Here is a 25,913-nt window from a genome sequence, read left to right as displayed (position 1 = left end):
CTTATTCTACGTAGATGATATCAGATTTGATCTTGGGCGCCGTGAGCTTCTTGCCGAGCTTTATGGAAAAGTAGCTCCTTTCCGTCTTGCTTCGGGCCGATACCGCTTCACCCTTCTGCCTGAGGGCCGACACCTCCCACACGAAGGAGCCGACGTCCAGGAGCTCTATCTTTTTAAGCTTGTACCTGGTCGTGTCCACCGTGGCTCCCATCAGCGCCTTTTCCTTCCCGCCGGCTATCTGCTTGAGGACGAACCGGTAGTGCGTGGCGCCTTCAACCTTGTCCCATTTGAAGACGAGGCCGCTCCTGTCCTCTATGGATACGACCTGATTCCTGGCAGGATAGATCCCCGCAGGAGGAGAAAGATCTTCCGTCACGATCAGTTGACGCGATTCGCTCGCCGATACGACTCCGCCTGTTCCATTCAGCAGCTTGACGCGCCAGAAATAGACGCCGGTCGGGGGCATTGCGATGCCGTGGGTCAGCTCCGTGACCGTGTCGGCGCGCTGGAGAGACTTGAAATCGCGGTACCTGGACAGCTCAAAGCGGTAGCGCTGGCCGCCGTTGGCGCCGCTCCAGCGGAAAACCACTTCCCGCGTACCGATGGCATTGATGGCCGCGCCCTGATCGGGACCGATGAGGGACGGGGGCGGCGCCTTGACGACAGTGAAGGTCCGCGGCGCGGAACGCGGAGACGATGATCCGGAGGACGTCACCCCGCTTACCGACCAGTAATAGGTGCCCTTCGGCAGGGATAGTTTCGGTTTATGGTAATTGGCCGGCACCTTCTTCTGATATACGACATCCTTGAAGTCCCTGTCCCTGGCGATGCGGAAATCGTACGAAGCATAGTCCCGCACCTCCTGCCAGTTGAACAGGGCGGTACCGGATTCGAAAGAAAGGTCAGACGGCGTTTCACCGTTCCCCGGGAGAAACTGCTCGGGAGCGCTGAGCTCGCCGGCCGGGGAAATGATGAACTGCTGCGGCTGGCTTACAAGGGCCGCATCGGCGCTGAATCCGTACAGGCTGCGGACGCGCCAGAAGTAGGTCCCGGACGACAGGGCGTTCGTCGCGATAGAGTCCTTGTCGCTGGGAAGGGAAAGGGCCGTATCCTTGAACGACGGGTCCTTGGCGATGTCAACGGTGTAGGACGACGCTGATGGCGACTCCTTCCATTTAAAAACGATATATGGCTTTTTCTCGCGGTACAGGAACTGCTGGCCCGCGGCGGGGGACACCGCCAGCGCCGGGCGATCCGACACGATGCTGAATTTCCGCGCCGGTCCTGCCTTCCCCTGCCCGTCTATAAGACGCCAGTAATAGGTCCCGGCCGGGAGATTCAAGGCGGCGCTCTTGCCCGCGCCGCCGGTTTTCCCGGCGATTGTGGCGAAGGACCTGTCCTTTGAAACCTGGAGAAGGACCTGCTGCGCTCCTTCCGTTTCCCACGTGAAGGTCACGGCCTGGTCCTTTCCCGCCGTGACGTAATACTGGTTGATCTCGGGAGCGACCTGGCGCGCGCCGATCTTATCGATCGTCGCCTTGTTCCCGGTCACCCGTGCCGCGCTGCCGGAATCAACTTCTTCCTTTTTGCCTTCGACGGTCAGGTCCGCCTTACCGGAGGAGACCGACAGGTCGATGCCCTCTTTAGATTTATTCATGCTGAGAACGCCCTTCTTGATCTTGACCGAGGCGTTCCCGGAGGTGATCTTCATTTCACGGCTCCCCGAGGTTCTCCGGGCCGCGATGGAGCCCTGGTCCAGGCCGATCTGCACGCCCTGGTCGGAGTAACAGACCAGGATGAGGGTATTTTCGCCGATCTCAATGTTTGAATTATCCTTGAGACGGACAACGGCACCCGAGTCCTCGGTGGTCCGAAGGTAGTCGCAGTTGTAGACCTTTGAGTTGCGCTCGATGGTTTCCCACAGCACCTCTTCGGCAAAGCGTCGCTCGGCGCTGCGTTGCTTGAAGGTCAGGACGCCGATCTCATCGGCCTTGGACCTCGTATAGGTTCTGGTGAAATCGACGTAGAGCATGAAGGAAAAGACAACGATCAGGCTTAGCGTTACAAGGGGTACGATTCTGTCAGTCTTGAATAATTTCATATTTCTCTTCTTTCTGGTTCGGGTCGAATTCTTTCATGGACGGTGCCTTGATGCCCAGCAGTTTGCGCAGGGCCGGGAGCGTCTTCGGCGCGGCCGGATCGTCCTTTCTGCCAAGGACCGCGTATATTTGCTGGGGCTTGCTTTTTCCCTTGATCATGATCTTCTGCATTGACACGGTGTTGAAGATGCCCTCGACCAGCTTGTGCGAGTCCTGGGAGATAAGGATGTCGGTGCCGAAGGGCTTGTTGAGGGTCTCGATGCGGGAAGCGACGTTTACCGTGTCCCCGATGACGGTGTACTCCATCCGCTCGTGAGAGCCTATCTGCCCCGCGATGACCGGTCCCGTGTTGATGCCGCAGCCGATCTGGATTATCGGTTTTTTCGCGGCACCGCGTCCAATATTGTGTTCGATGAGGGTCTGGCGCATCATGAGGGCGCAATTGACGGCGTTTTCCGTGTCGTTACCCGATGAAACGGGCGTTCCCCAGATCGCCATGATGGCGTCGCCGATGAACTTGTCCACGACGCCGCCGGTCCGGTTGACGCAGTCCACCATTTTCGTCATGTATTCATTGAGGAACTCGACGACCTCTTCCGGATCCATTTTCTCAGAGATGGCCGTGAAGGACCGAATGTCCGAAAAGAACACCGGCGCCACGATCTTCTCGCCGCCGAGCTTGAGCTCGCCGCGCAGGACCTTGTCCGCGAGCTCCTTGTTGACGAACTTGCCGAAGGCGTCCTTGATGCGCTCGCGCTCGCCCAGCCCGACGCCCATCTTGACGAAGGAATCGGTCAGGTCGCCCACCTCGTCGCTTCCGGTGCGTTTAATGTCAACGTGGAAATTGCCCTTCTCTATCTCCTGGGTGGCCGTCACCAGCCGCTTGATGGGCCGCGTTAGGGTCTTGGAGAAGAGATACACGATCAGGATGCCGCCGTTGAGCACTATGAGCGTTATGAGGACATTCCTCCATAGTATTCGGTAGAGAGCCTCGAAAGCCTTGTCCTCCGGGGCCGTGGAGATGATGCCGGTATCGCCGAAGCCGGTCTTGTAGAAGGCCCCCAGGAAATAGCTGCCGCTGCCGTCGGCATACCGCAGGAGACCGTTGTCCGCCTTGCTCTTGAGCATGCCGTCGACGATGGGGAGACTGACGAAATTGGTCTTGGCCCTGACGAGGGAGCTGTCATGGTGGGCCAGAACGTCGCCGAACCCGTTGACGATCATGCTCTTGGTGATCCCCGTCGATTTGACCGATTCAAGAAACAGCGTCATCGGCACGTATACCACCAGTATCGTCGAAGCCTTGGAGGGAGCGCTGTAGCGGTACGGCACCCCGATGCTGATGATGGGAATCTTGAAGTTCAGGGAAGCGTTGTTGACGATGGTGTCGCCGTTGAAGACATTCACCAGCGAGCTCTTATCGTTCTTTATGGCATTGAAGAAATCGTTTTCCGTGAGCTTGTTCTGCTCCAGGAATTTCTTGTGGGACGCGTAGATATCCGTCGAAAAGACATCGCCGTTCCTCGACACCAGGGCGACGAAGACAATGCGGTTGTCTTCGCCGAAAGTATGCTCCTTGAGGGTCGCCTTTTCATGGTCCCCGCTCCCCCTCTCCTCCAGGACTGAAGCCAGGTAATCGGCCTGCCTGACTATGGCGGTAAAATCGGACCGCACCTTGAGGGCTATGGTTCGCGCGATCTCATGGCTGTTCTCCTTGATGCGGAGCTCGTAATCCTGCCTGAAGAAATAGGTGGCCAGGTAGGATATGCCGAAGAGCGCGGTGGCGATGATCAGCGAAATGATGGTGATCATCTTGAATCCTATGGTGAACCTGAACCTTCCCTTAAGCAAAGGCTTTTTCGCTTCTTTCTCTCTGGTAGTCTTCTTCTTTTTTGCCATGATCATCACTTCTTAGTAGTAGAATGAAAAGCCGGTGAGTCATTGTAGCGATGCCGGATTAAATCATCAACAATGATTTGGGAGAAACAGCCATTAATCTTGTTTTTTTATTTCATTCATAATTGCATGCGTATGCGACAGAATCCTTTTCCCGGGAAAATAAACAATACCCCGCAGCAAGCTGCGGGGTATTGTGCCTCACAATGTTCATCCTTATTTTGGTCGCGGCCGAAGGCCGCGGCCGGGGAATATATTCCGGCTGATCAGAACTTACGGCTGAAAGGATGTTCCTTTCGCATCCGCACCGCCAGCATCAACGGGACCAGTTTGTAAGGCAAATTGAAGGCCAGGAACTTGACGGGGTCCTGTACCCTGAGGTCCTGGTTTAGTCCGATCTTCGCCAGCTCCTCAGCCGTCTTGACCCCGCCCTGGCATACCTGGCTGAAAAGGGTCGCATCGCCGGCAAATTCCGCGAAGAGAATGACGATCATGCTTTCAATGATCATCCCGGCGTACACAAGGGCGAAGGGCCTGACCCAGTTCTTTCCCTTAATGAACGAGTAGACCAGCACCACATAAAAGGGGCCGAACACGAAGGCCGACAGAAAGCACATGGCCCTCATCCAGGATGGGTTGGCGATCAGGAGCGGATCATTGTTGACGGCGTAGAGGTTGTACACGGCCCGGGCCCAGAAATAATCGCTCTGGGGCGACGGGGTCATCACGCCGTTGACCAGGTCAGAGGCGAAGGATGAAAATACGAAGAAGGAAAAAAAGACAATGAAGATCCAGTCCCCCTTGCGTTCCCGCAGGGGAAGTACATCGATACCAGACATGGCAAATCCTCCGTTTTGTATATTTTGTATTTAAAGAAGGCGGCAGCTTACCCCGCCTTCGTACTGCCATTTTATACGATACGTTTGAACTATTATATCTACCCCTTGTAATATATCTTTACACCTTTATGTTGTAAATTCGTTATGGGCAATTGTAAGTGCATGATAGGGCCGAGAGCCGCTTTCGCTTACCCGCCAAAATAGTACATCCATGTACTATGGCGGGCGGGGACATCCTGTCCCCTGTATGCGAAAGCAACTCCCGGCCCTATGCAATCAGTATACCCCCGGCAGTATGCGCCAGGGAACCCGCTTCCGGTATTCATCCCAATCCTTGCCGTACTTTGCCGCGCACTTTGTATCGTCCCTTCGCTGGCGGTGCACCAGGAGGATCGTGAAGTAGATAACATAGAAGTACGGCAAGGGGGAGTCAAACAGACATGGCAGGCACCAGGCCAGGGCCATCATGATGTCGCCGACGTAATTGAAGTGCCGCGACCATCCCCAGAAGCCGGAAACGAGGAGCCTGTTCCCCTGGCCCGTCTGGATATACTCCGGCTCCCTGCCCCAGATCCGGTACCCGGGCACGGTCCTGAAACGGTGCTTCTGGATGTTCACGGCTCGGAAGAGGTAGTACCCGGCGCAGTTCAGGATCACCATCAGCGCGATCCCCCAGGCGGGCAGATCGTGGGTGTGCTCAATGAGGTAGAAGGCCTGCAGGGAATAGGTCAGCGGCACCCAGGCCAGGTCGCCGAAGGACAGCATGAAGCCGAAACTGTCATTGACGATGTCCGTGGTGGTGAGTATCGCCTCCTCGTGCCGGAAATAATCGGCGATATAGAGGAACTGAAAGGCCACCACCAGCGCCATGGCCTCGGTGACGAAGCCGTTCCGTGTGAACTGAACGCCCATGAAGGATGCGCTCACCGCGAGCCAACCTATAAGGCCCGGCCTGGCCTCGCAGAAAAACTTGAGGTCAAAGCCGGTTACCGGCGGAATGCGCGGATTGAGGGACACCCCCATGAAGAAATCATGGATCCTGCTGCCGGAAGGCCTGCCCGCCTGCCCGGACATTTTCCCATAGTGGAATAAGAACAAGCTGAAAATAAACACGAATACGACGATCACGCTTATCAGGGCGCCGAAATTATCATAGACAATATCAGCGGATACAACGCCGGTAGCGGCCAGGATTCCCAGGATTGCGATGGTTATAATGAAGGACGCCGGACCGTTCATCCTGTAGGCAAGGCGGCTGCCGTCTTCCAGTTTCACGCCCTGCACTGTCCTCCCCGGCAGGAATGCCTGGAGGAGCGCCTGGAATATCAGCCATGAGCCGAAAATAAGCGCGGCCTTCCAGGTGGGAATGATACTGTCGAGGAATGAAATAAAAGGGCGATAATCGATGTCGCTCCCCGGAATGACATCGCCATGGTTGAACCTGACGCAAAAGTAGAGATAATAGATCAATGCGGGAAGCCCTATCATTATAAGGACATTCCCCGCGGGTCCGCCGAATTCAAGGTTCTTTTTTGCTGCCAACGCCATGGGCGTTTCTCTCTCACGTCATAATTTGCCTCAGCGCATATCCCGGGGGCTTCACCCGTATTATTGATAGGAGCTGTAGGATTTCTTTAAAAATTCATGGTATTCTTTGAAGGCTTTTTCATCGGAAAGCTGGTATTTTTCCAGAACGCTTCCGTATATATAATGGAAGGCGTATTTTCTCGTCTCAATGCCGCAGAACATGTTCGCCAGGTATACGGAATTTACGACCGCCTCGTTAGCCGGGGAGGCTTTCAGAGGGTCGTGGTGGCATTGTATCGCCTCGGCCAGGTAGCCGGGGAAATTCCACTTTTCAGCCACCAGTCCGCCGATGGTGGAATGGCTGATGCCGATGGCTATTTCCTCCATGAATGTTTCCGTGATCAGCTCCCTGTTTTTTGTTTCTTCGGCGATCCTCTTGGCCGTCGCCGGGTCCGTGGATAACAGGATGATCTTGCCGAGATCGTGGAGGAGACCCGCCAGGGAAGCGTGCTCAACGGCGCCCTGGCCGTGGAATTTTTGGGCGATGAGCCTGGCGTAACAGGCGACCTTTGTGCAGTGGTCCCATATCTCCTCGTACATCGAGTAGCGCTCTTCCAGTATGCGGCGGGCGCCGCTCGCCATTATCAGGGACCGGATGTTCTTTATTCCCAGGATCTTGACGGCTTCGTTCACGGTTTCATTGCGCTTCGCCGTGACAAAGGCCGCGGAATTGGACAATTTCAGAATGCTCGTGGTGAGGGCGGGATCCGACAGGATGCCCTCCGCGATGACGTCAAGGGAGGAATCCTGGTCGTCGCACAGCCCCATGATCCTGACTATGTTGGCCGGGAACGGCGGCAGGTCGGTGATGTCCTTGAGGATCCGATCCTTGACGACCGATACGGTGCCCCCCGGCTTGATCTCTCTCGGAATTTCCAGGGTTACGGCGGTCGACTGCGCCACGCTCTCTATTTTAAAGAGAGCCGGGTCGATCCCTATATTTTTCAACGTAACCACGACAAGGGCTATTCCAAGCCCGGCCCCCTCGGTCGGGTCCTCGATATCGTTAAAAGCCTCCATCAGGTTTTGATACTTGCGCGCCGCCTCAAGCCGGAGATTGATCCGCTCAAGCTCCCGGGGCAATAACGCGGCGTTGTTTTTGACGCTTATCCTGATGCCTCTGTCGGAAATGCCGAAATTGAAAGTGACCGTAAAGTCGCTCTTATTGAGAAGGGCGCTCATTTCATCGGGTTTCTGCATGATCTGGCTTTTAAATGATTCCATTCCTTTATTGTAATCGCCGGGATCCTTGATATTGAGGCCGGTGCCGATGAAATATACCCTCTTGGCGTTGGCCTTCTGGGCGTTGGCCGTCACCTCCCTCATGATGGAGATGACCGAGTTGAGAAGATAAAGCTGGTCATGGGCCGTTAGAATCTTCGCGTAGATACCGTCGATGGTCATGATCGTATTCAGATCGGCGAACTTGAAGGAAAGGGAAAAAGGCTGCCGCTTCCTGATGAGATCGTTAATTGCTTTTTTATCGATACCGCCCATATGACCTCTTATCTGTGAAATGTACGATATGACGCGATCGCAAACCGTCTCATGCCTGCGGCTCGTTCCTCCGGGCTTCATCAAGCGCGTTATCCAGTTCGACCATCCGCGTGATAGCGGCCTTGAGAAGGGCAAAAAGAAATTCCGGGCTGTTCTTGGCAAGCTTATAGAATATGGGCTCGTCGATTATGCCCAGCTTGGCTTCATGGGACGTGACCTTCACCGTGGCCGCCCGGGGCTCTGAGCCGATGAGGGCCATTTCTCCGAAAAACTCCCCGCTTCGCATCCGGCGAACTTCGCGCTGGGCCTTGTCGAGGCCTTTTATGATGGCGACCTCCCCGGTGAATATGAAATACATACTGCCATTGCACTGCTCGCCCTGCGAAAAGATCACATCGCCCGACTTGAATTGCTGGGTGTGAACATTATGTACGAAATCATATATGTTCATGGGTCTTCCTGTAATTATTATTCTATACAGCCATCCTGCCAGAATAGTAAATGAAAATCCTTGATCATGTCAAGAATTATAAGAATTATTATTCAAGTAATTATGGGCCCACAATCCACATTGAGAAAACTCCGACATTCATTCAATTGAACAGGCATGGGGATTTTCCTTCCCTGCGATAAACAATTGACAGGGGAATCGCTGATTGGATAATATCACGCATACCCATACAGGAGCCGAAACCATGGATACAAGAAGGTCTTTCTTACTGAAAAGCGCCGGCGCCGCGGCATTGATCGCCGTGCCAGGATGCGCCAAAGAATCGATCAAGACCCCGGGGAACTCCATGAAAACCACGAAGCCGAAAACCGCCCTCGTCCTATGGTATAGCCAGGCCGGCCATACCGAGCGGAACGGCAGGCTCATCGCCAGGACCCTGGAAAAGCTCGGGTTGACCGTCACTGCCCTTGACATACGCGAATGCGACGAATCCACGATGGGACGTTTTGATCTCATCATCATGGGGACGCCCGTATATTATCTCGACGTCCCGGGAAATGTGAGGGAATGGCTAGCGTCGGTCCCATCGATTGAGGGAACCCCGGTGGCGGCCTATTCAACCTTCGGGGGACCGGGCGACAACCAGTACAACACGGCATGGTACCTCCTGGAGCTGCTGGCGGGAAAAGGCGGCATACCGGCCGGGATCGCGACGTTCGGGAATATGTCCACCTTCGCGCCCACCTGGTCCATGGGGAACGAAAAAAGAATACTCAAGTACAGGGACCGCCCCAACGAGGAGATATACGACAAGGTTCGTGAATTCGCAAAACAGGTACTGGCGACAGTCCGGAGCGGAGCCGCCCCATCCATCACGAAGGAATTCTACGCCGGCGAATTCCTCAGGGGATCCTTCCAGGTGAAATTCACCAAGGCCATGATAACCAGGCATACCATCGACAAGGACACATGCACCAAATGCGGGATATGCGTCGAAAAGTGTCCGGTGGGGGCGATCGATATATCAGGCCATACCGTGAACACAAAGGCCTGCATCGCCTGTATCGGCTGCGTCAACAACTGCCCGGTTGGGGCGGTTGAAATGAACTTCCTCGGCACCAGGGTCTATGGCTTCAAAGAATTTCTAAAAAAGCACAAAATAACCATCCGGGAGCCTGAGGAGCTCCGGAAAAAAATATAAGCTACGGGGGAACATAAATCCGATTATAACGCTGCATTAAAAAGAGCCGATCACGACTATTTTGCAGGGCAATTAAAAATGTTGTTGAACGTATTGAGCGGTATTATTAATATTATACAGGGTGACGCTATTTTAATCTCATAATAACGACGCCGGATTTCTCGGTTATCAAAACAAAATAAATATAGAGCGCGTATCATGGATGCGCGCGATAGAGACCGTTATGAATATCGAAATCAACCACTTGTTTCTCAAGGTATTGACGAATTCCCTCGATACCGGCCAGACCAATTACCTCGGAGAACGCCTGGACCAGAGATTCAATGTCTACCAGGTGTCCGGGTTTCCCGAAAACGCGCCACTGCCCCGGAGGACCGCGGCTGAAGTCCTGATAAACTACTTCAAATCGGAAGAAAATATAGTCCGCCTGTTCACCATCATGCTCGAAAACGATGGAAATCGTTTTTATAACAACCGCCTCAAAGTTTGGGGAAAACAGGAGTTCATCAACCTTCTCCTTAAGAACAAATGGATTTACGATCCGGAGGTCAACCGCTTCCTCCTGGATCCCTTCTATGAACGCGAGATCAATTTTCTGAAAAAGATACGCATCCTGGACCTTCGCCACGACGTGGATATTCCCGGCATCATCAAGGATATCCAGGCTGCGAGCTCGAAGCTGAGCGTCAAGGAGCTCGAGTGGCGCATCACGATCCGCCTCTACGACCTCGAGCCTAAGATCGGGGAGCTCATCAGGAAGATCCTCGGCATGCTCCTGACGAGACAGAATTTACAAAACTACACGCACGAGCTCTACGCCTGCCTCAAGGAGCTGGCCATCAACGCCAGCAAGGCCAACTACAAGATACTCTTCGAGAAGTACATCGCCCGCCCGCAGAACGTCTCTCAGGACAGGGACTATTTCCACTTCCTGCGCATGTTCCAGGGGGAAATCGAGGAACACGGGAACAGGCGCCTCATCGAGCTGGCCCGCCAGGAAGACCGCTTCATCAACATCACGTTCCAGTCATCGCTGGACTCCATCGCCATATGGGTCACCAACAGCCAGAACATATCGCTGATCGAGAAGCAGGCCCTCCTGAAAAAGCTCAAAAAGAGCGATTACCAGAACAAGGATTCCTTCGGCGAAGAGCCCGATTACGCAGAGGGCGCCGGTTTCGGACTGAACCTGATCCTGAGCATTTTAAGAAATTACGCCCTGGATCACGATCCGCTCAAGGTGGTTTTCTACCCGGATTTCATCAAGATCGGGTTCGAGCTGACCAGGTCAGAGCTGCTGGCGAAAAAAGACCCCGATCCCGGGCCCGCCGAACCGAACGCCTGACACGCCGAGCAAAAATTCGATCAGCCGGCGCCGGCCAACAGTTCCATCGCAACATGCTTGACATCCTTTCAATGCGGATATACTTGTTTACATCATGGTACGAATAAGCAGCCGCCTATCGATCCCCGACGATGAGATAACCATCACCGCATCGCGCTCTTCCGGGCCCGGGGGCCAGAACGTGAACAAGGTTTCGACCAAGGTGACCCTCAGGTTCAGCGTGGATGGATCGGGCCGCCTCACGGCGGAGCAGAAAAGCCGCATAAGGGAAAAATTGAAAAACGCCATGACACGGGACGGCTCCATCGTGATTCATGAGGAATCGCAGCGCTCACAGGCCGCGAACAGGAAGCGGGTTCTGGAAAAATTCGCGGCCCTTATACGGAAGGCCCTGGTTGTGCCGAAAAAACGCGTTCCCACCGGGGTAAGCCGGGCCCAGAAGGAAAAGAGGCTCGACGATAAAAAGATCCAGGGCAGGAAAAAGAAGAGCCGCAGCCATGAAGAGATTTATTGAGCACGACCTGGCGATCATTCCCTTGCTCGGCCTGATCCAGGGCCTTCTCACTGCCCTGTCCCTCGAGCCTTTCAACGCTCCCCTCACGGCGTGGCTCATGCCGTGGCCCTTTTTCTACCTGGCCGGACGCTACCGGTCATCGGCTTTCCGGCTTATCCTGGCCGGCGCCTCATGCTCCCTCTTCTTTTGCGTGTTCACCTTTTACTGGGTCATAGATCTCTTCCGAAATTTCGCCGGGCTCGGCCTTGGGCCCTCCATGGCGGCCTTCGTGCCCTTCGCATTTTTCTTCAACCTGCAGATACCGGCCTTTGTCCTCCTCTTCGGAATTTCCCTCAGAAGGCGTTTCAGGCCATACCTGCGTCCCCGCTGGTTTACGGCGGCGCTCCTGGCCCTGATCTCCGATTACTGCGTCCCCCGTCTCTTCCCCTACACATGGGGCAACTTCGTCGCAGGGAACCGGTGGATGGCGCAGATGACGGACCTGGTGGGAATATACGGGCTCACGCCGATACTCTTCGGAATAAGCTATGTCATGTACCGCCTGGCGCGCATGGCAGCCCTTGCCCTTTCGGAGGGGATCCGGACAAAGTCCGCGCCCGCATCATTGAAGACGCTAATACGGCCCTTTGCCGTCAAGCGCCTCTGGCCCATGCCCCTCCTCCTGGTTCTCTGCCTTTCCTACGGAGCCATACAGATACACCGCATGACGGAGATACAGAAGACCCTGCCGTCGGTGCGGGTCGCCATTATCAATCCCAACGCCCCCCCCGAGGACGAGAAACTGGTCAACGCCGCAATCCTGAACAAGCTCATGTTCGACACCATTCCCGGCCTTGTCGCTGAAGCTGCCCGGGCCTCCGGGGGGCGCCTGGACCTGATCGTGCTCCCGGAATCGGCCGTTCCCTTCATGTGCGCCGAGGACACGGAGGCGAGCAGGCGCATGAAAGAATATTCGCCCGACGCGGAGCTCATGGCACAGCTCCTCGCCTACAACTGGAACGCGGACATCTTCCTTAACGAGGCCGCCTTCCGGTTTGTGCCGGACGGGCGCGGCGGAAAGGAAATGGCCATGTTCAATTCCTCGGTACTGTATTCCAGGGACGGGAAGCGCCGCGACACGTACCAGAAGAGAAGGCTTCTCGCCTTCGGCGAATACATGCCGGGCGAGGGCCTGCTTCGGCACCTGGGCCTTAAGAAAGCGGCGCAGGAGATCATCGGCGCGTCGAGGTTCAGCAGCGGGGCCGTATCGAACCTGATCGCCTACAGCGTCGTGAACAGGGATAAGCCCTTTCAAACAGCGGACATCCTCGGGTACGAATCAGTACGGGGCACAAGCCCCCGCGATTTCGAGAAGAAATTCCCCGAAGGCCGCGCCTTTTCGCCGGACGGATATTTTCTCCCCCTCATCTGCTTTGAATCGATCCTGCCGGACCATGTACGCTCCTTCTTCAATAACCCCGACAAGCGAAATCCCGATTTCATCGTCAATATAACCCAGGACGGGTGGTACGGGAACACCATCGAAACTTACCAGCACTTCGCCCTGGCCCGGATCCGCGCCATCGAGACCCGGAGGGCCCTGGTGCGGTCAGTGAACAACGGCGCGGCCGGCTTCATCGACATGACCGGCGCGTACGTTACTCCCCTCGCAGGCCCGGTCATGACCGCGCCGGAGACGAAGGGATTCCAGGTATTGGACGTGCCGATCAACCGTGAAATGTTAACGGTCTACACCAGGTTCGGGGACTGGTGGATGGTTGTTCCGGTCGGGGTGATGATTTTCCTGTTAATCTGTAAAATGGCGGCACGCAGAGAATAGCATTGACATTATGTATTAAAAAACAACAATCAATAATGCTGATCTCATATATTAACTGGACGCAAGTCAAGCCCGGAATCATTTAACAAAATGAATGAATTATTTTTTAAAAAAGCGGAAATTAAAGATTTGCCGAAAATTATTAATTTACGGCTAAACTTGTGGAAAGAAGTTGGAAAAATTAAATCCGACTATGAATTTAATAAAATGTTTGAAATTAATTATAATTACTTTGAAAGTAATTTGCTATCAGATACAATGATAATTTATTTTTATGAAAATCAATCAACGTTAGAAATAGTATCGATTGGAATGGGTGCAATAATACATAAACCACCAGTCAACTTGGACAACCCTGGTTTAGAAGGTTATATATTCAACATGAACACAAAGGAGGAATACCGAAAAAAAGGATATGGAACACAAATAATTAAGGCAATAATAAATTTTTTTAAAGAAAACAATGTCAGCAAAGCAAGTCTGATTTCAAATGAAAATTCATACGAATGGTATGAGAAAAATGGATTTAAAGGAAATAATTACTATCAGGAAATTTTTTTTTAAGGATAATACACCGCTAAGACCCGCGGCAGGGATGCCGCGGGAGGCGTTCGTCCGCAGGAGGCCGCATACGAACGCCGAGCAGGATAAGTTTTTTCTTAAGTAAAGCCTAGCCGGTCGCGGCGCCTGAGCGACCCGGAGAGGGGAGCGCGAAGGGGGCCATAGCCCCGGGTTTAAACCCGGGGCTATGGCCCCCTCGCAAACAAGCCGACCGACTTTCGGTTAATAATGTAAGAATTATGGAAATAAAAAGAAATAATCAAGTATACGAAAACCTCGCGGAGCGGATCAACCGCTTTCCCCAGGGAGCCCCGCCCACTGCCCTGCTGTTCGATATATTAAAGGTCCTTTTTACGGAAAAAGAGGCGTCCCTCGCGGCGCAGCTACCGCTCAAGCCCTTCACCGTGGAAAAGGCGGCGGCCATCTGGAAAACCGACGCGGCCACGGCACGGAAAAACCTGGACGGCCTGGCCGCCAAGGCGCTCATCGTCGACCTGGAGATCAACGGGAGAAAGGAGTATGCCCTGCCGCCCCCCATGGCGGGCTTCTTCGAGTTCTCCATGATGAGAACCAGGACGGACATCGACCAGAAGACCCTGGCGGAACTGTTCTATCAGTACATCAACGTCGAAGAGGACTTCATCAAGGATCTTTTCGTCAGGGGAGAGACCAAGATGGTAAAGGTCTTTGTCAACGAATCGGTGCTCCCCGAAACAATGGCGGTGGAGATCCTCGACTATGAACGGGCGAGCGAGACCATAAAGAGTGCTTCCCACAGGGGTATCAGCCTCTGCTACTGCAGGCACAAGATGCTCCACAACGGCCGCGCCTGCAAGGCGCCCCTCGACATCTGCATGACCTTCGGCGGGACCGCAGCGTCGCTGATAAAGAACGGCTTCGCCCGGGAGGTCGGCGTCAGCGAGGGCCTGGACCAGCTGGCCAGGGCCCATGACCTCAACCTGGTGCAGTGCGCGGAAAACGTAAGGGACGACGCGGCCTTCATCTGCAACTGCTGCGGCTGCTGCTGCGAGGCCCTTATCGCGGCCCGAAAATTCGCCTTCCTGAGGCCCGTCAGCACCACAAACTTCCTGCCGTGCATTGACCGGGGCGCCTGCACGGGCTGCGGCAAATGCGTCGACGCCTGCCCGGTGGAGGCCATGGCCCTGGTGTCGGCCAATGACCCGGCCAGGCCGAAGGCGAAGACCGCGCTTCTGAACGGCGAGATCTGCCTCGGGTGCGGGGTCTGCGCCAGGGTGTGCCAGTCCCGTTCCATATCCATGACGGCGCGGGAGCGGCGGGTCATCACCCCGGCGACGACGGCCCACCGGAGCGTCCTCATGGCCATCGAGCGGGGAAAGCTCCAGGACCTTATCTTCGATAACCGGGCCCTCTTCAGCCACCGGGCCATGGCGGCCCTTTTCGGTGCCATCCTCCGGCTCCCGCCGGCGAAGCGGATCATGGCGAGCAGGCAGATGAAATCGGTATACCTGGAACGGCTCCTTGAACGCTTCGGCCCGGGGAAAGGGCCGGCGCCCGGGTCCCCGGAGGGAAGAGGATGAAGCCAAAGAAACATTTTCTGAAATGGCTCTACAGGCGCGGCGCGGTCATGCGTCCCGGCATGGCGCTCCTCGAAAACCTGTACCGCCTCGGAAAGATCCCGCTGATCCGCAGGATGAACCCCTGGATGGATCCGCGGAAGAACGAGATGACCTACATCCCCATCAATGCCGGCCTCGCCGTCGGGTCCGCTCCCCTGCCGCCGAAGATCATTCACGACTTCATCGACATGACGCCATACCACGTTGTGAGCGAGACCTGCGGGTGCCGCCTGGCCCAGGGGTGCGAGCACTTCCCGGACACCATCGGGTGCCTATTCATGGGCCCCACGGCCCTTGCACTATCCCCGGGCACCATGAAACGGGTATCGCCCGAGGAAGCCCATCGACACGTTGAGACCGCCGTTTCCCTGGGGCTCACGCCGGTCATCGGCAAGATCAGGGTGGACAATTTTATCTTCCTGGAGCGGGACCGGGGCCGGCTCCTCAGCGTGTGCTTCTGCTGCCATTGCTGCTGCATGATGGGCTACTTCCGTCATATCCACCCGCGCCATCTTAACGAGGTTATGAGGCCCATCGAGGGACTGTCCATAGAAGTCTCCGGCGACTGCAAAGGCTGCGGCGAATGCCTCCGGTACTGCCGCTTCGGGGCGATCACGATCAGGGACGGGAAGGCCGTCCATGGCGATCTCTGCCGCGGCTGCGGCAGGTGCGAGCGGTACTGTCCCAATGGCGCGGTTTCGATCAGGCTCGACAATCCCCGTTTCCATGAGGATGTTCTCCGGAGAATAAGCTCCTACGTGGACGTGTCATAGGCGATGAAAAACGCCGGATTCCCCAACCGTTGGAGCTTGCATTAATCCATGCTGACCCTCCGGGACATCAGGGCCCATTGCGCGGCAAAGAAAGGGAGCGCCGAGGATTTCCCCTTCGACTTCCAGACCCTCGTGTTCAAGGTGGGCGGAAAGATGTACGCTCTCACCGACATCGACGCGGAAGAACTATCGATCAACCTCAAGTGCGATCCCTACCTCTCCCTGGAGCTGCGGTCAAGGTATCCCCAGGTCACCCCGGGTTACCACATGAACAAGAAGCACTGGAACACCGTCCTTGTCGACGGCGCCATACCGGATGGGGAAATCCTGGAAATGATAGACCACTCCTACAGCCTTGTTCTCGGGGGGCTCCCTAAAAAAGTCCGCGAATCCATTGCCGGATTATAACCGCTAGAATTATTTTCCTCTGTATACTGGATACGATCCAAGAAACGATGGGATGATCTGTGATGGATCAGATTTTGACTGGACATCCCATGGAATTAATAATATATACTGTTTACACAATCGGGGGGTGTATCCGATGCGATCAAACAAATCACTGTTCGCCGTTATCGCACTGGCGGTCCTCTGCACCCAGTGCTGCTCCTATTATAAAAACAAAAACAAGTCGCGCACCCTGGCCCTCCTTCTGTCGGCCCCGCCGCAGTCTCTGGACCAGGCCATCGACATTGCCCGTACCGTGACGAAAACAAAAAGCATTTCCGCCATGATCATCCGCGGCGACGGAACAGCGGAAGGCGCCGTTTCCAACGCGGCTGACGGGACCAATCCGGTAACCATTGATACGCGATTCAGCATCGGGAGCTGCACAAAGATGTTTATCGCCGGAAGCGTTTTCAAGTTGATAGAGGCGAACAAGTTCAGCCTTGACGACACGCTTCAAAAGCTCCTCTATGAAACGGGCATGCTCGGCGATTCGCATAAAAGCAGGATCAATCCATCCATACGAGTAAAGGACCTCCTGTATCACCGGACAGGGATCAGGGACTACCTGGCAGACGCAACGTATTACACCGCGGTTTACGCAAGCCCGAATTCGGCCTGGGATCATATCAAGACCCTGTCCTACGTCGGTTCTCCCGATTACACCTATGACAACGCCAACAGGGGAAATAACGCCTTCAAGTATTCGAATACGAATTATATTCTCCTCGGCATGGTTATCGAGCAGGCGACAGGGATAAAGGTCCAGGAGTCTATCTCGGAGTATTTCCTGTCCCCCCTCGGGCTGGGAAGCACCTATATGGCCGGCGTTGATCCGTACCCCGGATTGAAGTCCATCCCCGGCAACATGGCGATCGGATACGAGAAGGATATATTTGGAAACTGGGTCAAGTCCAGCGCCTATATCACGGAGGACGCAACGGCGATGTACTCATCGACCTGGACCTGCGGCAACATGGTCTCCACGGCCGGCGACATGGCGCGGTGGGTGAAGCAGTACTATCAGCTGCAGCGGTCCAAAGGGTATCTCGCCGCCGATTTTTTCAAGGCAGGCGCCGTCTCCTCGGATTATTTCACTGAACGGACCTTCGGGTGCGGGATCGAGTACGTGAGGCACCGGAGCGGCGCGGAGCTGTGGGGCCATACCGGCACCATCATGGGCTTCAACAGCCTCGTGTTTCACATTCCGGCGAAGGACCTCAGCGTGGCAGTGCTGATCAACGACCACTATCCCGAACGGTGGACCATACTGCACATCATCCTCGAATACGTCAACGCCATGCCATGACGCTTCAGGCCTTGCCCGAGGCGATATCGCGGAACAGGCGCGACGACCCGCGCCTATCCACCCGGATTATGGAAAGGAGGAGCGCCAGGTCCATGTAGAGCAGCGCGACTATCCCAAAAACCGACGTCATCATGTAGTAGCGGTAAATCATGCTCGACATGGTATGGAAGAGCCGCTCCAGCCTCCCGTCGAGCTCGGAGCTGCCGGTGAAGGCCCTGTCACGGTAGAGCTTTTCAAAGATTTCATACAGCGACAGCAGGGTCGATTTTTCCCCGAGCTGGGACCTGAAGATCATCCTCATGCCCGGGGAGCCTTCCATGTCCGCACGGAACTGCCTGTCGAGGACCATCAGCATTTCGTAGGCCAGGTCCCTGGTCTTGTCATTGGCGTCCCTATCGTTGCGGATGATCAAAAAGTGGTACCGGTGATATTCGACGGCCCTTTTGATGACCCTCCGCCACCACGGGTTTCTTACCCTGTAATACAGGAACGCCAGGAGGAGCGACACGGCGGCCGCCAGCCCTTCTGCCAGATATGGTATTTCAAGAGGAAAAGACACGTTACGCTCTCACTGCCGGGGCGATCCGTCCAGCTCGTCAGCCACGGACCTGCCGCAGGCCCTGCATCTCTGGGCGCCCCGGAAGAGGGGCTTCCCGCATGAAGGACAATGGTACCGGCCGCACTCGTATCGCGCCCATTCCACGCTTCCCTTCTCATCGCCAAGCTCGGCGACCTTCTGGCGCCACACCGGGATCGTTCTTTTCATGACCCTGACGCCGGTGGCGAATCCGAATTCTTTAATCATGGCGCAGGGCCACTCCCCGCACTGGTGGCAGGAATAGTAATCCCTGGACCGCACGCACTGCCGTATCTTGCAAATTCTGCAGAAGCCGTACAATTTTTCGGGCGGCTCCGGCTGCATGCAGCCCCGGCATTCGGTATCTTCCGGTTTTGTACCGTAGAGGCCGCCCATGACGCCCTTGAACTTTTCATTATTGTCACGCGTCGCTATGTACACGCCGCAGGTGCCGCAATACAAGCCGCACGGCGCCATCAGGTATTTGTTCCTGAATTCATCCTCGTTCCAGCCTTCCATTGGCTACCCCCGAAAAATAGCTTCCAGCGCCATGCGCGACCTGTCCAACCGGCTCTTATCCTTATATCATATCCGGCCAAATTCGCTGCGTGTCAACCAGATTTACCCGTTATTATCGCCGCTCTAACACCGGAGCGGTCACATGAATACTCCATGTTATCTGACATCATATCCATTTTTTGCTTGCCTATATTTCAGTTTAAATAATATAAAGTCTTAACCGGGCTGTATTAAATATCGGACAGGTTAGCTGACGGCGCTCCAAGGGAGGTCTTTACCATGGACTTTAACATCACCATGTACAAGCGGACTTTTCTCAAAGTCAAGGCTGAATTGATGCAGGAAGTCAGGTTCCGCCTCGATTTTGACTTCTCCGACAGGGAAATAAAAGAAATAAAAGACGCGTTGCGGGCATGGCTTTCACAGAACCAGGGGAACCTTTACACCTTGGAGATAATTTACAATTACAACGTGGATGGCGCCAGCGCCGAAACCCAGCAATGCAACGTGACGATACGCGAAACCGCGCAGGACCTCGCTTTCAAGTTCGAAACCGGCATCGTGCTGAACCTGATAATCGCCAAATACCTCAAGCACATCGTGAAAATGGAAAACGACCAGTCATACAACAATGACGTGGTGAGAAAGCTCATACTGGAAAAATTCAAGTGCAAGAACTACTTGACCATGGTATCGTCGAAATTAACCGACAACCTGACGAGCATACTCTATGAGGATAAGAAGACCAAAAAGATGTACGAGTTCAAGAACGAAAAGGGCATAGTCCTGTTCAGGTCATATACGATCAAATAGCGCGATCCGATACCTATCTCCGGGAATTCCTCAACACATCATGCACCGTCAACACGAGCTTTTCCGCGGCATACGGCTTCTGCAAAAAAACATAGCCGATATCATTAATGCGCTCCCATTCCGATTTTTGATCGGAATAACCGCTGCTCAGGATGACCGCTAGGCCCGGATTCATCGCCAGCAGCTTTTCAATGAGCCGGAGTCCGCTGATGTCCGGCAGCACCACATCGCTGATCACCAGGTCGAACTTCCCCTTCTCCCTCTCGAACAACTCCATGGCTTCGCCGGCCCTGGCGGCGGGGAAAACAATATAGTTGCTTTCCTTCAGTACGGTGATGATGAATTTCCGCACATCGGCCTGGTCTTCCACCAGCAGGATCCTCTGGCCCATTCCCCTGTAATCTGCGGCGCGGGCTGCCGTTTCACCCACTTCATCATGGGCCTTTTCAGCCTTTGAATGGAACACGGGAAGATATATGCTGAATGTCGTCCCCGTTCCCGGCACGCTGGCGACATCGATCCAGCCCTTATGTTGGTTGATGATACCGTATACAACCGACAGCCCCAGGCCGGTGCCGACACCGGCGTCCTTGGTGCTGAAAAACGGCTCGAATATCTGCTTTATGATGGCGCTGTCGATTCCGACGCCGTTGTCCCTTATGGAAAGGCAGGCATATTCCCCGGGATACACGTTTTCCGGGACCCCGACATCGCCGCTTTCTATCATGATATTCCTGGAATCGATCGTCAGCCTTCCCCCGGAAGGCATGGCGTCCCGCGCGTTGACGACAAGGTTCATGATTACCTGCTCTATCTGCCCGAGGTCCGCCTTTACCATCTTGACCCGCCTGTCCAGGTCCGTATGGAAGGTTATGTCCTCGCCGATTATACGAAGCAGCATCTTCTCCATGTTGGTGATCACGCTGTTCAGGTCCAGCGGGACAGGCTGCAGCATCTGCTTCCGGCTGAAGGCAAGGAGCTGCCGGGTCAGCGATGCCGACCTGTTGGCGGCCTGAAGGATCTCGTCGACGATCTCGTACTGCGGATCGGAAGGGTCGATCCTTTTCTGGAGCATGCCGCCGTAACCGATGATAGTCGTGAGAAGATTGTTGAAATCGTGCGCTATGCCGCCCGCGAGGGTCCCGATGGCCTCCATCTTCTGAAACTGCAGGAGCTGCTCCTGTAGTTTTTTTCTCTCGGTAACGTCCGTGACCACGCCGAAGCTGCCGGCAAAACCGCCCCGCGCATCGAAGATCGCCCGGGGAGAGACGATGGTCGATATGACCTCTCCGTCCTTCCTGATCCAGTTAAGCTCATAGGGCCTGTTTTTGCCCTGACGCCTCAGGTCCATCTGCTTGTCATGGAGTATCCTGTTCTCGCCATCAAGCAGATCGTCGAGCTTCTTCCCTATAATCTCATCGTGCGGATACCTGAGCATCTCGCAGAAAGTGTTATTCGCATAGGTGAACACCCCCCCGGCATCAACGATGCCGACGCCGTCGTTCATCGTTTCAATCAGCAGCCGGTATTTCTCCTCGCTTTCCCTGAGCACCTTCTCCGCGACATGTCTTTTCTCAAAGAGGATCGCGTTCTCAAGGGAAATCGCCGCCTGGGTCGAGAACAACTTGACCATCTCGATCCGTTCCAGAGAAAATACGCCGATGGTCGTATTGTTTTCCAGGTAAATGATGCCCTTCATGACCTGCTGCCGTATCAGCGGAACGCAGAGGACCGACCGCGTTTCATTCTCCCGGATATACGGGTCGTGCTCATAGCCTCCCTGGTGCGCAGCGTCATTGAGGGCCACGATAGTGCCGGTCCGTTTTACATAATTGACAATCGACACCGGGATGGCCTTGTAATTCTTCAATTCTTCCGATTTGAGCAGGATCCGGGGCGTATCCCCCATGAGGCCCTCGGCTTCGACATACAGGTCATCGTCCCTCTGCATGATGAGGACGCCTCGATGCGCCCCGGCATTTTCGATGGCGAGCCTCATAACGCGTTCTATGAGCTTTTCCAGCTCTATCTCCTGGGAGATGACCTGCAGGGCGTTGACGACCATTACCAGGTCGAGGGCGCGGGCGCCGGCTGCGTCAATTTTTTTCCCATCCTGGTCGCGCGCAAGGGAGGAACGGGCATCCTGCCGTCGGTCGCTGTCCGTATCCGCGGACGCAAGCTGCGGATAGGCGGCTCCCATATGCCGTACCTTGGCCGCGGCGTCCCATGCGTCATAGAGGCGCAGGGCTTCGCGGAGATATATCCCCGCGACATGGTCCTGCCCCTGGGCGCTATGGAATCGCGACGCCAGCTCAAAGGCCAGCGCCTCCTCCTGCATGAATTCATGCTCCCGGGCCCCCTCGATCGCCTTTGTATAATGGCGCATGGCCCCCATAGCGTCTCCCCGCACTCTTAACCGCTCAGCCTCGACGAGATAGTACTTGTGGCGGTGGTTCATGGGGGCATGGGACGCCCATTTCAGCATCTTTTTCTGATTCCCGGCTACATGGGCCAGGCGGCGCCGGCGTTCCATTCTTGAAGCCCTCTCGCAATCCGCCAGGTGAGCCAGTGAATCATAGAAATAAAAAACAGGCACGATGAACACTCCGACCAGGCCGTCGAGATTCTCCCGCGCCGCGTTCGCATGCCGCATCGCTTCTTCGAAGTTGTGGAACAGGTAATTGTCAATCAACCCATGAATGTGGACAAGGGCGATGGCCGAACGGTCATTGGCGGCCTCATGGACCGGCGCCATGGTCTCCTCGTTGTAGGCCTCTCCCTGAAGGCAGCAGGGATCTCCCGATTCGCCAGACAGGTTCAAGACCGCCTGGTACGATATGGCGAGATAATTGAAATTGGTCGTTTGCCTGAATTGCCTGATCACCCGGTAGTAATAATCCATCCTCTGCCGCACCGCGTCAAGGGGCATGCCGGACAGGTAGGAGTAGAGGCAGAACAGGTTCGCCGACGACGTTGCCTGCTCGATATCGCCGATTTCAAGCTGCAGATGATACGCCTCGGTCAAAGATTCGACGCTTTCCCGGACATGATTTTTCCAGTGCCAGACCATGCTCTTGACGAGATGCAGGACCCGGGCACTGTGCTTTTTCCCGCCGGGACGCTCGCTCAGCGCCAGCGCCAGCTGGCCGTAGGCATACCCGTTGTCTATGTCCCCGAGGGCGCCGCAGAGGATCATGGCATATCCCGCGAAGCTCATGGCAGTTTCCGGGGCATTACCGTGCCTGAGCGAAACCTCGAGGGCTTTGAACAAAAGGGACTGGAGGATCCGGGGCTTGGTCTTGTAGATGGCGACACTCAGGTAATTAAAGATATAGACGCTCGCCAGCATCTTGTGGTCATCCATCTCCTTCATGTTCTCCAGGTCCTCGATCCGCTTCCATTTCAGCATAAGCCGCGTCTTTACCAGCGCCGTCAGGATGTGGAGCCTCGTCGGATTGTCCGGCAGCGGCATGCCGAGATTTGTCAGAACTTGGAGCCCTTCTCTCAGACCCTCCCGAAGGCGGTTCTGGGCATAAAGCATCTGGATAACGCGCTCGTGTATGATGATGGTATCAAGGATGTCCCTCGCGTTGGCGAGAACGGTTTTCGCCAGGGAATCCATGTACGCAAAATCCGTCACCAGGAACGCCGCCTCGACACCCTTCGTGAACAGGGAAAGGGCGAAGTCGTAATCCCGATTCCAGCAATCGTCTCCCACGATGCCGGCCGCGGTCTTTAAATACATGTGGGCCGACTGGTAGGCGGCGGACGCCATCGCCTTCTGCGCCGCGGCCAGGTTGAGCTTCGCCACGCGGTAGCGCTCTTCATCGGCCACGATGCAGGGAAGGCCCGCGTTCAGCTGACTCACGATGGTTATGATGGAATCATCAAGATCGTCTTCAGATGTCCTCTGTAGAATGAGGTTACCTATGCTGTAGTGGGTTCTCCACCGTTCATCTTCCGGGATGAGGGAATAGAGCATTTCCACAATGCGGTCATGGGCGAACTTGAAGGTGGTGCCGGCGATCGTGACATACCCGCCCTTGATCACGGGGCTCATTTCGGCGAGAACGGCCTGAAGGGAAATGCCGGCGGCATCCGCGACTATCTCAAGCTCGAATCTGCTCCCCATGCAGCAGCATATCTTCAGGACCCGCAGCGTCTCCGGCGGAAGCGTCATGATATCCCGCATCATGAGATGGCTCACGTTACTGGTCACCGGCATCTGCCGTATCGCGTCAAAATCGCACTTCCACCCGCCCGCCGGATCATAGGCCAGCACATTGACGTCAAAAATGGATTTCATGAACTGGTTTATAAAGAAGGGATTGCCCCTCGTCTTCTCATACACGAGCTCGCCCAGGGTCCTGGCCTCGATCGCGTCTTTCCTGAGGAAACACGCGACATACCGCATCGTGTCATCAAGACCGAAGGGCTCCACCTTGATGGAATGCATGGAAACATCAAGGTTGCTGATGTAGTTGACGGCCTCATGCTGGGGAAGATGCTTTTCCGGCTCATTATCCCTGTAGGAGATTATCATCAGCAGGTTGTGCATCTCGTCGTCCTCGAGGATCGACTTGACAAGATTCATGGTCGCGTAGTCGGCCCACTGGAAATCATCGATGAAAAGCACCAGAGGATGATCCGCCGTGGCAAGGGCTCTTATAAAACCGAGGAACATCAGCTTGAGCCTGTTCATCGCGGCCTCGGCTCCCAGGTCAAGCACTTCAGGCTGCTTCCCGATTATAAGCTCAACATCGGGAATGACATCGGTGATAACCCGGCCGTTATCGTGCAGCGCTTCACGGAGCAGATCCCTCCATCGCGCGATACGATCCTCGCTTTCAGACAGCAGCTCCCTGACCAGTCTCTGGAAGGCCTGTATGATGGAGCTGTACGGGACGTTCCTCTTGATTTCATCATGCTTGCCGGAAATGAAATAACCGTTCTTTTCGATGATGCGCCTGGATATCTCGCCTATCAGCGTCGACTTCCCGATCCCGGGGTGTCCGTGGACCATCACCAGCTCCACGCCGCCCTCGCCGTTACTCTTCCCGGACTGGCGGAAAGAGGAGCACACCTTCGCGAAAGCCGTCAAGAGGGTTTCGAGCTCTTTTTCGCGGCCGATGAAGACCTGGGGCATCGTGAACCTGCTCGCAATGTCTTCAGAGGCGATCGCGAAGGGCTGGATCCTCCCCAGGCCGTCAAGGCCGTTTATGCACCTGATTATATCCGCATGGAGGCCGAAACTGTTCTGATAGCGGTCTTCGGGATTCTTGGCTATGAGCTTCATGACGATCGCGGAAAGCACCCTCGGAACGTCCGGGTTGATCACGTGTGGAGGCTCGGGATTCCTGGCGATATGGCAGTAGATGACCTCCCGGGGATCATCCCTTTTCAAGGGGTTGACTCCGGTCAGCATTTCGTACATTGTCAGGCCGAGGGAATACAGGTCGCTCCGGTAATCAACGTCCCTGTTTATCCTGCCGGTCATTTCCGGCGATATGAACGGGAGTATCTCACTGGCGACGGCGGGCAGGTATATCTTTTCAATCATGCGGTTAAAAATGACGGAGATGCCGAAATCTATCAGCTTGGCGCTTTCGCCGGCTATGACAATATTCGACGGCCTGATGTCGCGGTGTATGATGTCGCTTGAATGGAGCACGCCGAGGGAAGACGCGAGCTGCAGGACGATATTGAGCGTCCTTGCGAGATCAATGCGCCCCCCGTCCATGATGTTCCGGAGAGAGGTCCCCTCTATGAATTCATAGATGACGGACGGCATGCCGTTATGGTCGGCTATATCGTAGACCTTTATCACGCCGTCGCAATCAAGCTTCTTTATCATGTCGTATTCATGCTTGAATAGCACCCATTCAAAAGAAGTGAGATTTGCGGTCTTGTATGCCTTGATGCTTACGTTTCTGTTCGAATTATCCGTGCCGATATAGCTGATCTCGTGCAGATTTTCCGCGGTCAAATCAATGATGGCGTATTTTTCCTGGAGTGACTGAAGGCCGGACGCAGTTTTCATACGGTTACTACTCGGTACTATAACCCAA

19 protein-coding genes are annotated in these 25,913 nt (G+C 55.1%); 10 read left to right on the top strand and 9 right to left on the bottom strand.

Going from position 1 to position 25,913, the window contains the following annotated elements; translation table 11 throughout:
- Position 1: 1 nt before the first annotated feature.
- The 6 genes from KA369_06785 to KA369_06760 form a co-directional block, all read right to left on the bottom strand.
- A complete protein-coding gene (locus tag KA369_06785) occupies positions 2 to 2,101 on the bottom strand; it encodes a FecR domain-containing protein (protein MBP7735664.1) in 2,100 nt (699 codons plus the stop codon).
- Complete coding sequence (locus tag KA369_06780) at positions 2,082 to 3,998, bottom strand: HAMP domain-containing protein (GenBank protein MBP7735663.1); 1,917 nt, start codon at positions 3,996 to 3,998, stop codon at positions 2,082 to 2,084. Before KA369_06780 ends, KA369_06785 begins: the two co-directional genes overlap by 20 nt.
- Before the next feature lie 263 nt (positions 3,999 to 4,261).
- Positions 4,262 to 4,834, bottom strand: a complete 573-nt coding sequence (locus KA369_06775; GenBank protein MBP7735662.1) for a DUF2781 domain-containing protein — start codon at positions 4,832 to 4,834, stop codon at positions 4,262 to 4,264.
- Between the two features lie 276 nt (positions 4,835 to 5,110).
- Entirely contained in the window at positions 5,111 to 6,382 is a 1,272-nt protein-coding gene (locus KA369_06770) for a DUF1295 domain-containing protein (GenBank protein MBP7735661.1), read from the bottom strand.
- Positions 6,383 to 6,442: 60 nt separating this feature from the next.
- Positions 6,443 to 7,918 (bottom strand): HDOD domain-containing protein, encoded by a 1,476-nt coding sequence (locus KA369_06765; protein ID MBP7735660.1) that lies wholly within the window; start codon positions 7,916 to 7,918, stop codon positions 6,443 to 6,445.
- Between the two features lie 49 nt (positions 7,919 to 7,967).
- Entirely contained in the window at positions 7,968 to 8,369 is a 402-nt protein-coding gene (locus tag KA369_06760) for a cyclic nucleotide-binding domain-containing protein (GenBank protein ID MBP7735659.1), read from the bottom strand.
- Between the two features lie 244 nt (positions 8,370 to 8,613).
- On the opposite strand from KA369_06760, the gene KA369_06755 reads away from it, so the two are divergent.
- The 9 genes from KA369_06755 to KA369_06715 all read left to right on the top strand — a co-directional run bounded on the left by KA369_06755 (position 8,614) and on the right by KA369_06715 (position 17,936).
- A complete protein-coding gene (locus KA369_06755) occupies positions 8,614 to 9,570 on the top strand; it encodes an EFR1 family ferrodoxin (protein MBP7735658.1) in 957 nt (318 codons plus the stop codon).
- 223 nt (positions 9,571 to 9,793) lie between these two features.
- Complete coding sequence (locus KA369_06750; protein MBP7735657.1) at positions 9,794 to 10,915, top strand: hypothetical protein; 1,122 nt, start codon at positions 9,794 to 9,796, stop codon at positions 10,913 to 10,915.
- Positions 10,916 to 11,009: 94 nt separating this feature from the next.
- The gene (arfB, locus tag KA369_06745) at positions 11,010 to 11,429 is read left to right on the top strand and encodes an aminoacyl-tRNA hydrolase (GenBank protein MBP7735656.1); all 420 of its coding nucleotides are present in this window, start codon (positions 11,010 to 11,012) and stop codon (positions 11,427 to 11,429) included.
- Positions 11,413 to 13,248, top strand: coding sequence for an apolipoprotein N-acyltransferase (locus tag KA369_06740; protein ID MBP7735655.1), 1,836 nt, complete (start codon positions 11,413 to 11,415; stop codon positions 13,246 to 13,248). The genes arfB and KA369_06740 overlap by 17 nt, the downstream gene beginning before the upstream one ends.
- Before the next feature lie 90 nt (positions 13,249 to 13,338).
- Positions 13,339 to 13,812 (top strand): GNAT family N-acetyltransferase, encoded by a 474-nt coding sequence (locus tag KA369_06735; protein ID MBP7735654.1) that lies wholly within the window; start codon positions 13,339 to 13,341, stop codon positions 13,810 to 13,812.
- A 236-nt stretch (positions 13,813 to 14,048) separates the two neighbouring features.
- Entirely contained in the window at positions 14,049 to 15,368 is a 1,320-nt protein-coding gene (locus tag KA369_06730; GenBank protein MBP7735653.1) for a 4Fe-4S dicluster domain-containing protein, read from the top strand.
- Complete coding sequence (locus KA369_06725) at positions 15,365 to 16,180, top strand: 4Fe-4S binding protein (GenBank protein MBP7735652.1); 816 nt, start codon at positions 15,365 to 15,367, stop codon at positions 16,178 to 16,180. The genes KA369_06730 and KA369_06725 overlap by 4 nt, the downstream gene beginning before the upstream one ends.
- A gap of 48 nt (positions 16,181 to 16,228) precedes the next feature.
- Positions 16,229 to 16,588, top strand: a complete 360-nt coding sequence (locus KA369_06720; protein MBP7735651.1) for an MmcQ/YjbR family DNA-binding protein — start codon at positions 16,229 to 16,231, stop codon at positions 16,586 to 16,588.
- 136 nt (positions 16,589 to 16,724) lie between these two features.
- Entirely contained in the window at positions 16,725 to 17,936 is a 1,212-nt protein-coding gene (locus KA369_06715) for a beta-lactamase family protein (GenBank protein MBP7735650.1), read from the top strand.
- A gap of 4 nt (positions 17,937 to 17,940) precedes the next feature.
- Here the strand turns inward: KA369_06715 and KA369_06710 are convergent, their stop codons facing one another.
- Positions 17,941 to 18,495, bottom strand: coding sequence for a hypothetical protein (locus KA369_06710; protein ID MBP7735649.1), 555 nt, complete (start codon positions 18,493 to 18,495; stop codon positions 17,941 to 17,943).
- 9 nt (positions 18,496 to 18,504) lie between these two features.
- Positions 18,505 to 19,032 carry a DUF3795 domain-containing protein gene (locus tag KA369_06705; GenBank protein ID MBP7735648.1) on the bottom strand — a complete coding sequence of 176 codons (528 nt, stop codon included), beginning with the start codon at positions 19,030 to 19,032 and terminating at the stop codon, positions 18,505 to 18,507.
- A 279-nt stretch (positions 19,033 to 19,311) separates the two neighbouring features.
- Between KA369_06705 and KA369_06700 the strand changes: the two genes are divergently transcribed.
- Positions 19,312 to 19,845 carry a hypothetical protein gene (locus KA369_06700; protein MBP7735647.1) on the top strand — a complete coding sequence of 178 codons (534 nt, stop codon included), beginning with the start codon at positions 19,312 to 19,314 and terminating at the stop codon, positions 19,843 to 19,845.
- Positions 19,846 to 19,858: 13 nt separating this feature from the next.
- Here the strand turns inward: KA369_06700 and KA369_06695 are convergent, their stop codons facing one another.
- On the bottom strand, positions 19,859 to 25,885 hold the full coding sequence (locus KA369_06695; GenBank protein ID MBP7735646.1) for an AAA family ATPase: 6,027 nt from the start codon (positions 25,883 to 25,885) through the stop codon (positions 19,859 to 19,861).
- Positions 25,886 to 25,913 lie beyond the last annotated feature (28 nt).

This window comes from Spirochaetota bacterium (genome assembly GCA_017999915.1).
In the GTDB taxonomy this organism is placed as follows: domain Bacteria; phylum Spirochaetota; class UBA4802; order UBA4802; family UBA5550; genus RBG-16-49-21.
Note: the sequence above shows the minus strand (reverse complement) of the source record. Positions and strands in the feature narration are given on the sequence as shown.